This is a genomic window from Protofrankia sp. CiP3 (assembly GCF_917627345.1).
GTDB lineage: Bacteria > Actinomycetota > Actinomycetes > Frankiales > Frankiaceae > Protofrankia.
On record NZ_CAKJTM010000010.1, the window covers coordinates 1 to 16,545 of the forward strand.

Below are 16,545 nucleotides of genomic sequence, written 5' to 3' on the forward strand. Positions count from 1 at the left end.
TCCTTGATCCACGCCCCTATTGCCGGGCGCTCTAAAAATCATGCCTACAGGGAGCGGCGGTAGGAGTCGAAGGCGCGGGTCGCGAGCTTCCCGGCCATCGCGGCGAGCCCGGTGAGGCAGCAGAGATAGATGCTGACCGCCAGCCAGTCCGGGTCGGTCGAGCCAGCCTCGCGGGCAGCGCTGACCGCCCAGTCCACCGGGTTGACCCGCGCGATGGTCTTCATCCAGCCCGGCATGAGGTTCCGTGCCATGATTGCCGATGACATGAACGTCAACGGCAGGATGGCGAAGTTCACCGCCGCGATCAGGACGTCCTCCTTCCGCACGAGCAGGGCCAGCGCGTTCGAGCAGGCCGCGACCGTGACCGCGACCAGCGACGCGGCTGTGAGCAGGACGGCCGGGCCGACCAGGCCGTTGCGGTAGTGGGTCCCGACGGCCCAGCCGAGCAGCATGATGATGACCGACTGGATGGTGGTGACCACCACCTGGTAGACAAGCGCGCTACTGATCAGCGCGGATCGCCGGACCGGTGACGTGAGCATCCGGTCCATGACCCCGCGATCGATGTCGACGATGACCCGCATGCCGGACCAGCCGGCTGAGAACAGAGCGCTCATCACCACGACGCCGGCAGTCAGGAAATCGAAGTAGGATCCGCTGCCGAAGCCGGGAACATCGACGACCCGGCGGAACAGCGAACCGAACAGGGGCAGCCAGACCACGGCCTGCACGATCGTGATCGCCAGGTAGGCGGGCTGGCGAACCAGCGCACGCAGCTGCCGCACAGTCAACCAGCGCAGCTGGCTGCCGGCGGATGCCGCGTACTCCGTTGCGGGCGACGGCGCCGGCCGGGAACCTGAAGCATCCACCCCACGGCCGGGGCGGAGCGTGCTGTCTACGGCAGCCGCTCCGGTGACCGCGTTGCCGGGCAAGGTCGTGGTGCCGGTGCCGGTGCCGGTGTCGCCTGACATCACGCCACCTCCTTCTTGTGCGTGACGCCCTGTTCCCGGGCGTTCGTGTCGTCAGCACCGGCACCGGCACCGGCACCAGCACCGACGCCGGCCGGGCGCGGGCCGGTCCCGGCGGTGGCCCTGAACCGGTGGCCGACATGGCGCAGGTAGACGTCATCCAGTGACGGTCTGGCGATCGTCGCCGCGATGACCGTGGTGTCCACCTGTTCGAGAGCGGCGAACACGGCGGGCAGGGACGATGCGCCGTTGGTCACCCGGCTGTGGACCTCGCGACCGTCCAGCGTGGTCTCGGTGACCCCGGGGACCCCGTTGAGGGCCATGGTGATGCCCTCCGCGAGAGCGGCGTCGGGAACGGCCGCGAGTTCCAGGCGGACGGCGTCTCCCCGCAGTTCGCTCTTGAGTTCGTCCGGGCTGCCTTCGACAAGGATGCGGCCGCCGTCGATGATGGCGACCCTGGACGCGAGCCGGTCCGCCTCCTCCAGGTAGTGGGTGGTCAGCATGATTGTCAGGCCGTCCGCCGCGAGTGAACCGATTTCGTCCCACATCTGCATGCGTGCGTGCGGGTCGAGCCCGGTGGTGGGTTCGTCGAGGAACAGCACGCTGGGCCGGTGCACCAGCCCGACGGCCACGTCGAGCTTCCGGAGCATGCCGCCGGAGTAGGTGCGCGCTGGGCGGTCGGCGGCCTGGGCCAGCTCGAACCGGTCGAGCAGGTCGGTGACCCGAGCGGTCAGTCCGGCGCGGGCAAGCCCGTGCAGGTGGGCCGCGAGCGCGATGTTCTCCCGTCCGGTCGCTTCCAGGTCAATGCCGGAACGCTGCGTGACAACACCGATCGCCTGTCGCACCTGGCCGGGATGGGCGAGGACATCGATCCCGGCCACCGTGGCCCCGCCGGAGTCAGGACGCGAGAGCGTGGTGAGGATTTTCACCGTGGTGGACTTGCCGGCCCCGTTCGGTCCCAACAGGCCGAATACCGTGCCCGGGGCGACCTGGAAGCTGAGACGGTCCAACGCCCGGACGCCACCTCGGTAGTGCTTGGTCAGGTCGGACGCCTGGATCGCACAATGCCCGCCGGGGCCCACGAACATGGCTGTCGCCGGTGCCGCGGAGATCGTGGGCGGATCGGCTGTCGCGGAGTCAACTGTTGCGGAGCCGGCTGTCGCGGGGATGGACATGGACATGGACGCGACCGGGCCAGGCGCCTGGAGCAGCTGCGCGGTGGAGCTGCCGGTCGGCGCGGCTTGCGCTGGAGCCGGATCTGAGGTCATCGGTCCCCCTGAACTTCCTGAACCTGTGGGATGACGGGCGACAGAACGTGGTTCGTTGGTCACGTGGTCGGTCTCCGGCTTCGATCGTGCGGGCCGGGCGTTCCAGCGGCGTCCCCGGGCGCGGCGGACGGCGCTGGCGGTGCCGGTTGTTCCCAGGCCGGCCAGGGGCTGGCGTCGGCCGGGCCGGCCTGCGCGGCGATGGCTCGTTCGGTCGTGTTCAGGACGGCGTCGGCCGCGGATCCCGTGTGGCCGCCAGCCCGCAGCGCCCGGACGACGACGTCGCGGATTCGGTCCGGTTCGGTCTCGCGAGTGTGGATGGCATCCCATATGTGGATGCCATCCAGTGTCCGTTCGGAGATCATCTTGATGAGCTCGTCCACGTAGCGGAGCTCGGCCTGGGCCAACGCGCTGACGAACCCGGTTTCCAGCATGAACAATCGGGGCAGGCCTTCGCGGACGGTGAGGGCCTCACCCGCGCGGGCGTGCTCGATCTGGAGCATGAGCCGGCCGCGGCGTTCGGTGAGCAGCCGGACGGCGTCTTCTGGCGTGAGCACGGCCAGCATGGACAGCGCCGCCTCGAAGCGCAGGTACTCCTTCGCGGGTGTGCTGACAAGCTCGGACATCCAGTCGTAGAGCTCGGTTCGACCAGCGGTGGTGATCTCGTAGATGGTCCGCTCCGGCCGCCGGCCTTCGCGAACGGTCTCCCGTGCCCTGATGTAGCCGCCACGGGCCAGCGACTCCACCACGGTGTAAAGCGAGCCGTAGGTCAGCTTGATGCTGTTTTCCTTGTGGCGCTCACGCATCGTAGTTGACATCTCGTACGGATGCATGGGCCGTTCGTTGAGCAGTGCGAGCACAGCCAGTGCCAGCATGTTTGCTGGCCGTTGATGTGCCATGCTCCCACCGCCTCGGCTCCGATTACTCGGAAGCGAGTATCCGAGGCGCGAGCGCTGGCTGTCAATCGGGCGGCTGGCTGCTTGGAGCGGCCGGCAGCGGTCAACAGCGGTGGCCGGTACGCGGAAAAAGTGGATCATTGATGTGGGCCGTGGGCCGTGGGCCGTGGGCCGTGGGCCGTGGGCCGTGGGCCGTGGGCCGTGGGCCGTGGGCCGTGGGCCGTGGGCCGTGGGCCGTGGGCCGTGGCGCCGGTGCGGCGTGTTCGCTGGACCCGGCGGCGGACTCTCGGAATGCTCACAGGCGCGGGCCAGGTGCATCAGCCGAAAGCCGTGGACGCGATCCCTGTCTCGAGTGGCAACAACCGGACACACCGGCCGTCTGGCGCGCTACGCCGAGCGCCGCACGGCTGGCTGCGTCATGCTCACAGATGCGTCGTGACACAGCCGGTGCGGGTGGGCTCGGCGGCGCGCCCGCACCGGCTTCTGACCACCGGGCTGGTTGGCGTTTCCGTACACCGAGCCGCCGCCGGTGGGCGGCTGGGTTATCCCCCGCCCACCGGCGGCTCCCTCCCAGCAATCATCAATGGTCGGAGTGCGGGCACATCGTGCGGCGGCGCGGTGTGGACCTGCGAGGATCGGTGGTATGCCAGTCGGATCTGAGGCTCCGGCCTCCCAGGAGCTGTTCCGCCGCGCGCAGCGGGTCATCCCAGGTGGGGTCAACTCACCGGTCCGGGCGTTTCAGGCTGTTGGCGGCACACCGCGCTTCATGGTGTCCGGGGATGGCGCGTACCTCACTGACGCGGACGGCTGCAGATATGTGGACCTGGTCTGCTCGTGGGGGCCCATGATTCTTGGTCATGCCCACCCGGCGGTCGTCGAGGCGCTGCGGGCGGCGGCGGCACGTGGCACGAGCTACGGCACGCCGAGCCCGGGTGAGGTCGAGCTGGCCGAAGAGATCGTGTCGAGGGTGGCCCCGGTCGAGCAGGTCCGGTTGGTCAACTCCGGGACCGAGGCCACCATGAGCGCGCTGCGGCTCGCGCGGGGTTTCACCCGGCGTTCAAAGATCATAAAGTTCGCCGGCTGCTACCATGGTCATGTCGACGCTCTGCTTGCCGCGGCTGGTTCGGGAGTGACGACCCTCGGCCTGCCGGAAACGCCGGGCGTGACCGCCGCCACCACGGCGGAAACGATCGTCGTGCCCTACAACGACCTGGGTGCCGTCGAGGCGGTGTTCATCCGGTATCCCGATGAGATCGCCGCTGTCATCACCGAAGCCGCCGCCGCCAACATGGGAGTTGTCCCGCCACTGCCGGGTTTCAACGCGGGACTGCGTCGGCTTTGTGACACCTACGGGGCATTGTTCATCCTGGATGAGGTGATGACCGGTTTTCGGGTCGGGGCGGCCGGCTGGTGGGGGGCGGAAGGCGCCGTCGAGGGATGGGCGCCGGATCTGTTCACCTTCGGCAAGGTCATGGGCGGTGGGCTGCCCGCGGCGGCCTTCGGTGGCCGGGGTGAGGTGATGGCCCAGCTCGCCCCGGCCGGACCCGTGTATCAGGCCGGGACGCTGTCGGGCAACCCGCTGGCCGTTGCCGCGGGTCTGGCCACGCTGCGGGCCTGCGGCCCGGAGGTTTACGCGACGGTTGACACGCGCGCCGGTGATGTTGCTGGCATCGTGTCGACAGCGCTGACCGAGCAGGGCGTGCCGCACCTGCCCAGCAGCGCCGGTTCGCTGTTCAGCGTGTTCTTCACCGACGCGCCGTCCGTCATCGACTACACCGGGGCGCGGACCCAGTCGAGCGCCCGCTACGCGGCGTTCTTCCATGCGATGCTGGACGCCGGGGTGTACCTGCCGCCGTCCGCTTATGAGGCGTGGTTCGTCTCGGCGGCGCACGATGACGCCGCTGTCGAGCGGATCGCCAACGCCGCGCCGGCGGCGGCGCGGGCCGCGGCCGGTGTCCCTGAGCCGGTGCCGGCAACGAGCGCTGGAGGGCCGCGCTCATGACGCGGACGGGCAGTGACACCACCGACACGACCGACACCGCCGACAGCCCGCTGACGACCATCCACCTTGTCCGTCATGGTGAGGTCTTCAATCCCCAGAAGATCCTTTATGGCAGGCTGCCCGGGTTCGTGCTGTCCGAAGCCGGCGCGCGCCAGGCCAAGGTGACCGCGGAGTTTCTTGCTGATCGTGATATCGCTGTTGTTGTCGCGAGCCCGCTGGAGCGGGCGAGACAGACCGCCGCGCCGATTGCCACAGCCAGCGGTGCCGCCGTCGAGGTCGACCCACGCCTCATCGAGAGTCGCAACGTCTTCGAGGGCAAGCCGTTCGAGGCCGGGCCGGCTCTTGTCCGCTACCCACGGATGTGGAAACTTCTGATCAATCCGTTCGAGCCGTCCTGGGGGGAGCCTTACACCGAGATCGCCGGACGGATGCTCGCCGCCGTCGCCGAGTGGCGTGCGGCCTTCCCCGGCCGGGAGGTGGTCCTGGTCAGCCACCAGCTGCCTGTGTGGACGACCCGCCGCGCGCTGGAGGGCAGCAGGCTCTGGCACCGTCCGGACCGTCGCCAGTGCGCGCTCGCCAGCGTGACGTCGGCGGTGTACTCCGGCGATCGGCTGGTGCGGATCGACTATGCCGAGCCGAACGGCCCGACCGTCAACCAGGCCGGTTCTGTCGGCGCCTGATCGGCCCGTGGGCCTTCGTGATTATCCTCGGAGGCTCCGGCAACAGGGGGTGCGGCGTCGCGGGGCTGGGGCACGCGCCTCGCGTCATCGCTCCCCATCCATCGCTCCCCATCCATCGCTCCCCATCCATCGCCGCGCGACGCACGTCGTCGGTTGCCACCCAGCACCTCCGGTCACTCCCTGGGCCGCCGCGCGACGCACACATCCCAGCCCCGCTCCTTGATTTGATCGGGTTGGGGACATCGGGGAGCCGGGCAGCGGCGGCGCCCGCGACCTACGCTTGGGGCCGAGTTCTACAGTGGGTCGTAGGTGAGGCTGGGTCCGATGCGTATGACGGGAGTGGGTGTGGACGGGTGGCGGAGCGTGACAGCGGCATCGGGGATGCCTGCCGCTTGGGCCAGGCGGGCGCGGTGGCCGGGCCCGCGTCCACGTCCACGTCGACATGCGTCGCTGGTCATCACCGGTGCGCTGTGCGCGCTGCTCTGTGTGGTGACTGGCTGTTCCAGCGGGACCGACAGCGTGGATCAGGCCGCTGGTGGTGGGTTCGGTTTTGTCCAGCAGGCGTCCAACTCCGACTTCGTCCCGGTCGAGAACCGGACGCCGGCCCCGATCCTTACCGGGCCGACCGTGACCGGTCCCGAGCTGGACCTCACCAGCTACCGCGGGCGGATCATCGTCGTGAACTTCTGGGCGTCGTGGTGTGCGCCCTGCCGCGCGGAAACGCCCGGTCTGGTCACGATGGCCGCCGACAACCCACAGGTGGCCTTCGTCGGTGTGAACGAGAAGGACAACCTCTCCGCAGCGAAGGCGTTCATCCGCGACAATGGGGTGAACTATCCCAGCATCGTCGACCGGATCGGCACGCTCGCCGCGCGCTGGCCGGTGCCGCCCGGCCTGCCGTCCACCTTCGTGCTGGACGCCAAGGGCCGGCTCGCGGCCCGGTTCACTGGTGGAGTGCTCCCGGATGAGCTGATGCCCATGCTTACCAGGCTGCGGGCGGAGACGTGAGCGTCGCGTCGTTCGTCACCGATGGACCGCTGCTGCTCGCTGTGCCGGTCGCCGCGGCGGCTGGGCTGCTGTCGTTCCTGTCCCCGTGCGTGCTGCCGTTGGTGCCCGGATACCTGTCGTTCGTCACCGGGTTGTCGGGCGAGGATCTCGCGACCGGCCCGGCATCCATGACCGGCCGGGCGGCCGCACTGGCCGTGCCGGGTGTGCCGGGTGTGCCGGGTGTGCCGGGTGTGCCGGGTGTGCCGGGTGTGCCGGGTGTGCCGGCGGCGGCCGGCGCTCCGGGAGCCCCGCTCGAGGTCCCCGCCCCGCCCCGGGCCTGGTCTCGGTTGCGATCGCGCCGCCGGGCGGGCCGGGTCACCGTCGGAACCGGCCTGTTCATCGCCGGTTTCACCGCCGTCTTCGTCAGCTACGGCGCCGCCTTCGGCGGGCTGGGGCGATGGCTGACCCTGCACCAGGTAGGCGTCAGCCAGATCCTCGGCGCGGTGACCATCGTCATGGGGCTGGCGTTCGCCGGTGTTTTCGCGCGGGTCCCGCTGGCCAACCGGGAATGGCGCATCCACCGCCTGCCCGCCCCGGGCCTGCTCGGCGCACCGCTGCTCGGCGTCCTGTTCGGGATCGGCTGGACGCCGTGTCTCGGGCCGACCCTCACCGCGGTGCTGGGGCTGGCCGTACAGAGTGCGACCGCCGGGCGAGGCGCGCTGCTGTCCGCCGTCTATTGCCTGGGGCTGGGGATACCCTTCCTGATCGTGGGCCTGGCTTTCCGGCGGGTCGCTGGTGCTCTGGCCGCGGTGCGCAGGCACGCGCGGACGCTTACCCTCTTCGGTGGCGTCCTGCTCGTCGGCGTCGGGCTCCTCCAGCTCACCGGCGCCTGGGCTGATCTGATCGCGGCTGTCCGCCCCTACGCGCCGGGCTTCGGGGAGACTCCGCTGTGAGCCAGCCGACGGCGCCCACGACCGTGCCTGACGATGTGCGTGCGCAGGCATCGGCATCGCCGTCTCAAGCGTCGGGCGGGCCGGATGCTGCCGGGCCGGATGTCCGAGGCGCCGGCCCTGTCCGAGGCCTCGGCTCCGCGCGCCGGGCCTGTGCGCGGTGGGGCCCCGCGCGGTGGGTCATCGTGCGGATCCGGCGGCTTTGGCATCAGCTGACCAGCATGCGCACCGCGTTGTTGCTGCTGTTCCTGCTGGCGCTCGCGGCCGTCCCTGGTTCCCTGCTGCCGCAGCGGTCGCTGAACCCGTTGAAAGTCGAGCAGTACTTCCGTGATCACCCGTCGCTCGCGCCGGCGCTGGACAGGGTGTCCGCGTTCAACGTGTTCGGCGCTCCCTGGTTCGCCGCGATCTACCTGTTGTTGTTCATTTCCCTGATCGGATGCCTGTCGGCCAGGGTCCGCTGGCATGCCAGGGCGCTGGTGGGACGCCCGCCGCGGGCACCGGCCCGGCCGAGCCGGCTGACCGGAGGGCAGACGTGGGACACCGCGCTCACCCCGCCGGAGGCGATCGAGGCCGCGCGGGTGGTTCTGCGGCGGCGGCGGTTCCGGCTGGCCGTCGCCGCCGAGGGCGCCACCCGGCCCGATGGCAGCCCCGACTTCTCCGTGGCGGCGGAAAAGGGGTACCTGCGCGAGACCGGAAACCTGATTTTCCATATCGCGCTGGTCCTCATGCTCGTCGGTGTCGGGCTGGGCTCGTGGTTCGGCTATCAGGGCACGGTCCTCGTCATCACGGGGGACGGGTTTGCGAACACGCTGGTCTCCTACGACCAGTTCAGCCGGGGCAGGCTTGTCGACCCCGCCGGTGGCCTGGCGCCGTTCTCCCTGACCATGGAGAAGTTCACCGCCTCCTACCAGCCGACCGGCCAGCCGGCGGACTTCCGCGCGACGGTCGCGTACACATCCGAGCTGGGCGAGCCCACCCGTGTCGCTGAGATCCGGGTCAACCACCCGCTGGCGATCGGCAGCGCAAAGATCTATCTGATCGGGCACGGATACGCGCCGCACTTCGTGTTGCGTGACGCTGCCGGCGGGGTTGTCTGGGAGGGCTATCAACCGTGCACGCCCCGGGACGCCATGTTCGCCTCCACCTGCACATTGAAGATCGGCGATGCCGGGCTCGCGCCAACCGGACCCACCCGTGAGCCACAGCAGCTGGCATTCAGCGGCGTGTTCACGCCCACCACCGAACTGGACCGGGCGCGCGGCTATGTCTCGACCTACCCGGCGGCGAACGCACCCGGCCTGACGCTCACCGGCTATGTCGGTAACCTGCACATCAACGAGGGCATCCCGCAGAACGTCTACTCGCTGGACACCCGCGACATGCGTCAGCTGCGGCTGAACGGGCCGATCGGCGACGATCGCGCGGCGCAGGTCCTGGCGCTGAACAACCCGAAGCAGCGAACCGTCACCGGTCTGCCCGGCGGGATGTCGCTGGAGGCCGACGGCGTGCGCGAGTTCGCGACATTCCAGACGAAGTCGGATCCGTTCAAGGGCTGGGTGCTGGTCGCGGCGATCGCCATGATCTGCGGTCTGCTGCTGAGCATGCGGGTCCGCCGCCGCCGGGTCTGGGTGCGGGCGCGCCCCGCGGCCGGCACGGGCGTAGGAACGGATGGCGTAGGAACGGATACGCATGCGGCTGCCCCGACCATCGTCGAGATCGGCGGTCTGTCCCGGTCTGACATCGACGGCTTCGCCGCCGAGCTGCGGGCGATCGCGCTGGATGCGCGGGCGGCCATGGAGACGGGCCCCCGGCTGGTGGACTCCAACAAACAGGAGCTGTGATGCCTGTCAACTCCGGTCTTGCCGCGTTGTCCGATCATTTTCTCGGCGCGACCATGGTGGTCTACGCGCTGGCGATGCTCGGCTACGCGGCCGAGTTCGCGTTCGGCCGGTTCGGGCGGACGAGCGGCGCACCGGCCGTGGAGCCGGTCATGTCATCGTCGTCATCGGCCGGCGCCGCCCGGCTCACGGCTTCCGAGCGGGTCCCGGCGATGGCCGGCGCCGGTCTCGGCGCGGCCGAACGGAGCGGGGAGGCCGACGGCGGCGTTGACGGCGGCGGCCAGGGCGGACCCGGCGCGATGACTGATCCGGCGGCGGCGGCACTGGCCGCGGCGATGGCCGGGGATGGCGAGCACCCACCCGGCCCGGCCGGGGTGCGCTGGATCGGCCGGATCGCGGTGGCGCTGACCGCTCTTGGCTGGCTGGCTCAGGTGGGCTCGGTGACGGCTCGTGGCTTTGCCGCGCACCGGGTGCCGTGGGGGAACATGTACGAGTTCTCATCCATGATCACTTTGGTCGCGGTGTCAACCTACCTGGTCATGCTGGCGCGGACCCGGGCTCGTGTCCGCTGGCTGGGTGTTTTCGTGATGTTCCCGGTGGTTCTCTATCTGGGCTTCGCCGGCACGGTGCTCTACGTCGCCGTGGGACCGCTCGTCCCAGCGCTGAACTCCTACTGGCTTAAGATCCACGTGGTCGCGGCGATCGTCGCCAGCGGCGTGTTCATGGTCTCGGCGGTCACGACCGTCCTGTATCTGCTGAAGGACCGCTGGGAGAACCAGCTGGCCGCTGTCGCCGCGGGGCGGGCCGGCGCGTCCGCCGCGATGCGCAAGCGTGGTGGCATCATGATGCGTCTGCCCACGGCCGCGGTCCTGGACCGCATCACCTACCGGGTGATCGGGCTGGCGTTCCCGATCTGGACGTTCGCGGTCATTGCCGGGGCGATCTGGGCGGAGGCGGCCTGGGGCCGTTACTGGGGCTGGGACCCGAAGGAGACCTGGTCGTTCATCACGTGGGTGATCTACGCCGCGTACCTGCACGCCCGGGCCACCGCCGGTTGGAAGGGCAACAGAGCCGCGGCGATCTCACTGTTGGGTTTCAGCGCGTTGTTCGTGGATTACTACCTGGTCAATCTGGTGATCTCCGGGTTGCACTCCTACGCCGGGGTCAACTGAGGGACCCGGCCCGGTGCGAGACCCGTTCCGCGGGCGGCCGGGGTGTTCGAGCGGCGGATCGGGGACGGGCTTTTCAGGTCCGGGAGGTGCCGTCGCCGTCCCCGCGACGGATGCGTTCGGACAGTTCGCGCAGGAACTCGGGGTTGTCGTCGGGGGCGACCGGTGGCGGCGCCGGGCCTCGGCGCGCCCAGGGAAACTGACGCCCGGCGGAGATCCTGTCCGGGTCACCCCAGCGGATGCCGGGGCGCTCCGTCCAGGGCGACCGACCGCCCCATGCCGGGTGATCACTGTTCCGTGCGGCACCAGCGCCACGGCGTGGGCGGCCCAGCAGGAACCAGGCCACAGCGCCGACGACCTCGAACAGAACGATGATCACGATCCAGGCGAGTTTGGGGAGCGTACGGACCGACGCGGCCGGGGTCACAGCCGCGTCGACAATCGCATAAACCCAGAACCCGAGAACTACCAGCGTCAGCACGAGCCCGACCACCGTACCGCCGCCCCCTTACCCGATCGCGCCAGCTGTCAGAACCTCACGGAGGCCCGATTTACCTGCCCGTACCGTACCGGCCGGCTGTGGTCCACCAGGCCCAGTGGTCATGTCCGTCGTTGTTCGACCGTACCGTCAACCATTCCCCCAGCAGTGGCGGTGCGTCCGCCCGGGGCAACGGGGTGGGACAGCCATACCCCCGTCACGCATCCGGTACCGATGCCGCGGCCGGATGAGTGCCCGCCGCTGCAAGGATGGTGGCCATGGCCTGGGCGGATCTGCGCGCGTTCCTCGCTCACCTCGAGCGTCACGGCGACCTGCGGCACGTCCGCGTCCCGGTCGATCCGGTCCTGGAGGTCACTGAGATCGTCACCCGGGTTGTCCGGGACCGCGGGCCCGCGCTGCTGTTTGACCGGCCGGCCGGCGCCGACATGCCGTTGGCAATCAACGTCTTCGGGACAGAGCGGCGGATGGCCGCGGCGCTGGGAGCCAGCAGCCTCGACGAGATCGGCGACCGGATCGCCGCCATGCTCAGACCCGAGCTGCCTGTCGGGCTCACCGGGCTGCGCGAGGCGCTGGGCAAGGTCGCGGCGCTGCGGACAGTGCCGCCTCGCATGGTCCGCACCGCGCCCTGCCAGCACGTCGTGCTCAAGGGCTCGGATGTCGACCTGTTCCGGTTGCCCGGGGTACATGCCTGGCCAGACGATGGCGGCGCCTTCCTCAACCTCGGCCTTACCCACACGAAGCATCCCGAGACGGGCCAGCGCAACCTGGGCATGTACCGGCTGCAACGCCACGACGCCCGGACGGTCGGGATGCACTGGCAGATCCACAAGGACTCCAACGCCCACCACGCCGTGGCCGAGCGCCGTGGCGAGAAGCTGCCGGTCGCCATCGCGTTCGGCTGTGACCCGGCGGTGACCTACGCGGCGTCCGCCCCACTGCCGGCGGAGATCGACGAGTACCTGTTCGCCGGGTTCCTGCGCGGTGAGCGGGTCGAGATGGTCGACTGCCTGACGGTTCCGCTGCGGGTGCCCGCAAACGCCCAGATCGTGCTGGAAGGCTGGCTGGAGCCCGGCCAACGGCGTCCGGAGGGGCCGTTCGGTGACCACACGGGCTTCTACACGCCGGTCGAGCCGTTCCCCGCGCTTCGGGTCGACGCCATGACCATGCAGCGTGACCCGGTCTTCCAGACGATTGTCGTGGGTCGCCCACCGCAGGAGGACGGCCCACTCGGCAAGGCGACAGAACGGATCTTTCTGCCGTTGATCCGGATGATGATCCCGGAGATAGTCGACTACGACCTCCCGGTCGAGGGCGTCTTCCACAACTGCGCCATCGTCTCGATCGACAAGCGGTACCCCAAGCACGCGCAGAAGGTCATGCACGCAGTCTGGGGCGCCGGGCTGCTGTCGCTGTCCAAGCTCGTCGTCGTCGTCGACGCCGATTGTGACGTCCACGACTACTCCGAGGTGGCCTGGCGGGCGTTCGGCAACGTCGACTACGCCCATGACCTGCTGACCACGATCGGCCCGGTCGACCACCTCGACCACGCTTCCTACGAACAGTTCTTCGGTGGGAAGATCGGTGTGGACGCCACCCGCAAGCTCCCGGCCGAGGGATACCGTCGCGAGGGCGGTTGGCCCGCGGAGGCCGTGATGGATCAGGCAACCAGGGAGCTGGTCGCCCGTCGCTGGAAAGAGTACGGACTGTAAAAAAGTCTGAGAAGAGTACGGGCTGGTAGGAGTGCCTGGCAGGAGAAACGCCCGGTAGCAGGGAAGCGGTGGGTCCCCGGCGCGCGGCGAGGCGGATGGAGTTGATCGCTGGTGAGTGAAGCGGCAGTTGCCCCGGAGATGCCGGGACCGGCTCCGGCACCCGACGGTCCCGTTCGCGCCTTCCTGCGGGTGGTGGTGATCGAACATTCGGTGTTCGCCCTGCCGTTCGCCTATGTCGCCGCGCTCACCGCGTCCTTCGACATCTCCCGCTCGGTGCACTGGCTGGACATCGGTCTGGTGACCATCGCGATGGTCGCGGCCCGCACCTTCGCGATGGCCACCAACCGGATCATTGATCGCAGGATCGACGGGCGCAACCCGCGGACGGCCGGACGTGAGCTGGTCACCGGCGTCGTCTCGGTGCGCACCGCAGCGGTCGGCGCGGCCATCGCGCTGGCGGTCTTCTGCGCCGCGGCCGCCGCGCTGTCCTGGCTCTGTCTGGCGCTCGCGCCGCTCGCGGTGATCCCACTGGTCGTCTATTCCTATTCCAAGCGGTTCACCAACTTCCCACACCTCGTTCTCGCCCTGGCCCAGGCGGTCGCGCCCATCGGCGCCTGGATAGCCATCACCGACCACTGGTCGTGGGCGGGAGTCGTCCTCGGGGCCGCGGTCGGCGCCTGGATCGCCGGCTTCGACCTGATCTACTCCTGTCAGGATGCCGAGATCGACCGCGGCATCGGCGTGGGGTCGGTGCCGGCTCGGTTCGGCGTTCAGGCCGCGCTGACGGCATCGATCGTCACCCATGTCGTGACGTTCGCCTTCTTCGTCGTGTTCGGGCTGATGGAGAACTTCGGCGTCTGGTGGTGGGCCGGCCTCGCGGTGACCGCCGCCGCGTTCTGTTACGAGCACGCGATCGTCTCCGCCGACGACCTGTCACGAGTGAACCGGGCCTTCCTCACCGCAAACGGTTTCGTCGGCATCGCCCTGTTCACCTTCGCCGCCATCGACCTCGCCGGGCGCGGCCTGGCCTGGTGACCGGTGTAACGGGCCCGGTGAGCCGCGTGGGACGGGCCGCGGTCGGCCCGGACGCCGACGAGCCGCGGCGACCATGGGTGGTGGGCGTCAGCGGCGCGAGCGGGACGCCATACGCGGCGTCGGTGCTGCGTGGCCTGCTGGCCGCCGGTCTGCCGATCGATCTGATCGTCTCCCGGGCCGCCCGCCTCACGCTGCTCGACGAGACGGGCCTGGCCTGGCGGGACAATGCCTGGCCGCAGGCGTTGGCGAGCTGGCTCGGCGTCGGCACGGCCGCCGCCGTGTCACGGGCGGCGGAGAAGGGCTGGCTCCGGCACTGGTCGCCGGGTGACCTGGCGGCCGGCCCGAGCAGCGGCTCCTACCTGACGCGAGGGATGATCGTCGTTCCGGCGAGCACCGCGGCGGTGGCCGGGATAGCCCTGGGCCTGTCCAAGGACCTGCTGCAACGAGTCGCCGACGTCACGTTGAAGGAACGCCGCACGCTGGTCGTCGTCCCCCGGGAGATGCCGTTCACCCGCTCGACGCTGCTGCACATGCTGTCGCTGCACGAGGCGGGCGCGGTCGTGGCGGCGGCGAGCCCCGGCTTCTACGCGGGCGCGACCGACGCGCAGGCACTCGTGGACTTCGTCGCCGGCAAGGTCCTGGACGTGGCTGGCGTACCCAACACCCTCCTGCGCCGCTGGACGGGTGAGCTCGGCGCCGCCCGCCGCCCGTCCTCATGACCGGGCATCCGACGGCGTCCACCGCCCGAGCCGTACCGTGAGCTCGCAACATCCGTAGTTGATGTCAGGCTGGGGATTGAGGCAGGTATGGCGCGCAACAACACGAGGAAAAGCCCCACGGCGGCACCGGCGCCCAAGGGCCGGGCGGCGCGCGCAGGCGGCAGGCCGTCGTCGGCATCGTCAGCACCGTCAGCACCGGATCTCCGGGTACAGCTGCCGTACTTCGCCGCCCGGATCGCGGCGCTGATCGTGGTGCTGGTCGTCCTGCTCGTCCTGGACGTCAGCCCGGTCCTGGCGTTGCTGTCCGCTTTGGTGATCACGGGCGTGCTGACCTACCCGGTGGGCCGGATGCAGCGCCGTGCCGCCGAACGCGCCGCCGGGCGCCCGGCCGGCAGGCGCGGCACCAGCGTGGCGGGCCGAGACGGCAGCGAGCGGTGATGCCGAGGCTGATAGCCGCTGATCGGCGTTTTCCCTAGCAAGATCGGCGGATGTTTGTCGTTGGGTACGCCGATCGGGCCGAAAACCGTACACAGCGACAAACACGTGCTGATCATGAAAAGTGCGCCGGTCGCGGACGCGTTGGAGGTTCTGGGCGGCGGTCGGCCGAACGCTGGACGAGGCCACCGGGCAGTCCGGCCTCGCACGGGCGCGGGAGCGCGCGGGGCTACCCTTATAGTCATGGACGCCGGGTTCAAGCGTGAGATCGAAGCGAAGGTCGCCGGCGGCGAACGGCTCAGCCGCGCCGACGGCGAGGCCCTCTACGCCTGCGACGAGCTGGCCTGGCTGGGGGAGCTGGCGCATTCCGTCCGGGTCCGCAAAAACGGCGACGCGACGTACTTCAACGTCAACCGGCATCTGAACCTCACCAACGTGTGCGCGGCGTCCTGCGCGTACTGCTCGTTCCAGCGCAAGCCCGGCGAGGCCGAGGCGTACACGATGCGCATCGAGGAGGCCGTGCGGCTGGCTCGGGAGATGGAGCCCGCCGGCATCACCGAGCTGCACATCGTCAACGGCCTGCACCCGACCCTGCCGTGGCGTTACTACCCGCGTTCACTGCGCGAGCTGTCCAAAGCGCTGCCGGGGGTGGCGCTCAAGGCGTTCACCGCCACCGAGATCCACTGGTTCGAGAAGATCAGTGGCCTGCCCGCGGACGAGATCCTCGACGAGCTGATCGACGCCGGTCTGGAGTCGCTGACCGGGGGCGGCGCGGAGATCTTCGACTGGGAGGTCCGCCAGCACATCGTGGGCCACGAGACCCACTGGGAGGACTGGTCGCGCATCCACCGTATCGCCCACTCCAAGGGCCTGCGGACGCCGTGCACCATGCTCTACGGCCACATCGAGCAGCCCCGGCACCGGGTCGACCACGTCCTGCGGCTGCGCGAGCTCCAGGACGCCACCGGAGGGTTCGTGGTGTTCATCCCGCTGCGCTTTCAGCACGACGCGGCTGGCGACCCCCGCAACCGGCTCATGAACCAGCCGATGGCGACCGGCGCCGAGGCGCTGAAGACGTTCGCGGTGTCCCGGCTGCTGTTTGACAACATCGATCACATCAAGTGTTTCTGGGTGATGCACGGCCTCACCACGGCCCAGCTCGCGCTGAACTTCGGCGCGGATGACCTGGACGGGTCGGTCGTCGAATACAAGATCACCCATGACGCGGACGGTTTCGGGACGCCCACCACGATGACCCGTGACGACCTGCTCACCGTGATCAGAGATGCCGGTTTCCGGCCGGTGGAGCGCAACACCCGCTACCGGGTGATCCGGGAGTTCGACGGCCCCGACCCGGCCCGTCGGGATCTTCCCCAGCCGATCGGCGCATAGG

General features: G+C 69.7%; 15 protein-coding genes. 11 read left to right on the forward strand and 4 right to left on the reverse strand.

Annotated elements, in window-relative coordinates; all coding sequences use genetic code 11:
- Window positions 1-44 precede the first annotated feature (44 nt).
- The 3 genes from MJ797_RS05780 to MJ797_RS05790 form a co-directional block, all read right to left on the reverse strand.
- On the reverse strand, window positions 45-971 hold the full coding sequence (locus tag MJ797_RS05780) for an ABC transporter permease (RefSeq protein ID WP_239332594.1): 927 nt from the start codon (window positions 969-971) through the stop codon (window positions 45-47).
- Complete coding sequence (locus MJ797_RS05785) at window positions 971-2,056, reverse strand: ATP-binding cassette domain-containing protein (RefSeq protein ID WP_374581570.1); 1,086 nt, start codon at window positions 2,054-2,056, stop codon at window positions 971-973. The genes MJ797_RS05780 and MJ797_RS05785 overlap by 1 nt, the downstream gene beginning before the upstream one ends.
- Before the next feature lie 239 nt (window positions 2,057-2,295).
- The gene (locus MJ797_RS05790) at window positions 2,296-3,132 is read right to left on the reverse strand and encodes a PadR family transcriptional regulator (protein WP_239332598.1); all 837 of its coding nucleotides are present in this window, start codon (window positions 3,130-3,132) and stop codon (window positions 2,296-2,298) included.
- 640 nt (window positions 3,133-3,772) lie between these two features.
- On the opposite strand from MJ797_RS05790, the gene hemL reads away from it, so the two are divergent.
- From hemL to ccsB, 6 genes are all read left to right on the forward strand, one after another.
- The gene (gene hemL / locus MJ797_RS05795) at window positions 3,773-5,131 is read left to right on the forward strand and encodes a glutamate-1-semialdehyde 2,1-aminomutase (protein WP_239332600.1); all 1,359 of its coding nucleotides are present in this window, start codon (window positions 3,773-3,775) and stop codon (window positions 5,129-5,131) included.
- Window positions 5,128-5,811: a histidine phosphatase family protein gene (locus tag MJ797_RS05800; protein WP_239332602.1), complete on the forward strand. Its 684-nt coding sequence runs from the start codon at window positions 5,128-5,130 to the stop codon at window positions 5,809-5,811. Before hemL ends, MJ797_RS05800 begins: the two co-directional genes overlap by 4 nt.
- Before the next feature lie 324 nt (window positions 5,812-6,135).
- The gene (locus tag MJ797_RS05805) at window positions 6,136-6,819 is read left to right on the forward strand and encodes a TlpA disulfide reductase family protein (RefSeq protein ID WP_308128282.1); all 684 of its coding nucleotides are present in this window, start codon (window positions 6,136-6,138) and stop codon (window positions 6,817-6,819) included.
- Entirely contained in the window at window positions 6,816-7,751 is a 936-nt protein-coding gene (locus MJ797_RS05810; RefSeq protein ID WP_239332604.1) for a cytochrome c biogenesis CcdA family protein, read from the forward strand. The genes MJ797_RS05805 and MJ797_RS05810 overlap by 4 nt, the downstream gene beginning before the upstream one ends.
- Before the next feature lie 218 nt (window positions 7,752-7,969).
- Window positions 7,970-9,589: a cytochrome c biogenesis protein ResB gene (locus tag MJ797_RS05815; protein WP_308128283.1), complete on the forward strand. Its 1,620-nt coding sequence runs from the start codon at window positions 7,970-7,972 to the stop codon at window positions 9,587-9,589.
- Window positions 9,589-10,758: a c-type cytochrome biogenesis protein CcsB gene (gene ccsB, locus MJ797_RS05820; RefSeq protein WP_239332606.1), complete on the forward strand. Its 1,170-nt coding sequence runs from the start codon at window positions 9,589-9,591 to the stop codon at window positions 10,756-10,758. The genes MJ797_RS05815 and ccsB overlap by 1 nt, the downstream gene beginning before the upstream one ends.
- Window positions 10,759-10,831: 73 nt before the next feature.
- On the opposite strand, the gene MJ797_RS05825 is transcribed toward ccsB, so the two are convergent.
- On the reverse strand, window positions 10,832-11,248 hold the full coding sequence (locus tag MJ797_RS05825) for a PLD nuclease N-terminal domain-containing protein (RefSeq protein ID WP_239332608.1): 417 nt from the start codon (window positions 11,246-11,248) through the stop codon (window positions 10,832-10,834).
- Window positions 11,249-11,511: 263 nt separating this feature from the next.
- Between MJ797_RS05825 and MJ797_RS05830 the strand changes: the two genes are divergently transcribed.
- From MJ797_RS05830 to mqnE, 5 genes are all read left to right on the forward strand, one after another.
- Window positions 11,512-12,963 (forward strand): menaquinone biosynthesis decarboxylase, encoded by a 1,452-nt coding sequence (locus MJ797_RS05830; protein ID WP_239332610.1) that lies wholly within the window; start codon window positions 11,512-11,514, stop codon window positions 12,961-12,963.
- Between the two features lie 111 nt (window positions 12,964-13,074).
- Window positions 13,075-13,998: a menaquinone biosynthesis prenyltransferase MqnP gene (gene mqnP / locus MJ797_RS05835; protein ID WP_305039685.1), complete on the forward strand. Its 924-nt coding sequence runs from the start codon at window positions 13,075-13,077 to the stop codon at window positions 13,996-13,998.
- 17 nt (window positions 13,999-14,015) lie between these two features.
- On the forward strand, window positions 14,016-14,717 hold the full coding sequence (locus MJ797_RS05840) for a UbiX family flavin prenyltransferase (protein ID WP_239332612.1): 702 nt from the start codon (window positions 14,016-14,018) through the stop codon (window positions 14,715-14,717).
- Window positions 14,718-14,804: 87 nt separating this feature from the next.
- Window positions 14,805-15,155, forward strand: coding sequence for a hypothetical protein (locus MJ797_RS05845; protein WP_239332614.1), 351 nt, complete (start codon window positions 14,805-14,807; stop codon window positions 15,153-15,155).
- 240 nt (window positions 15,156-15,395) lie between these two features.
- Window positions 15,396-16,544, forward strand: a complete 1,149-nt coding sequence (mqnE, locus tag MJ797_RS05850; RefSeq protein ID WP_239332616.1) for an aminofutalosine synthase MqnE — start codon at window positions 15,396-15,398, stop codon at window positions 16,542-16,544.
- Window position 16,545 lies beyond the last annotated feature (1 nt).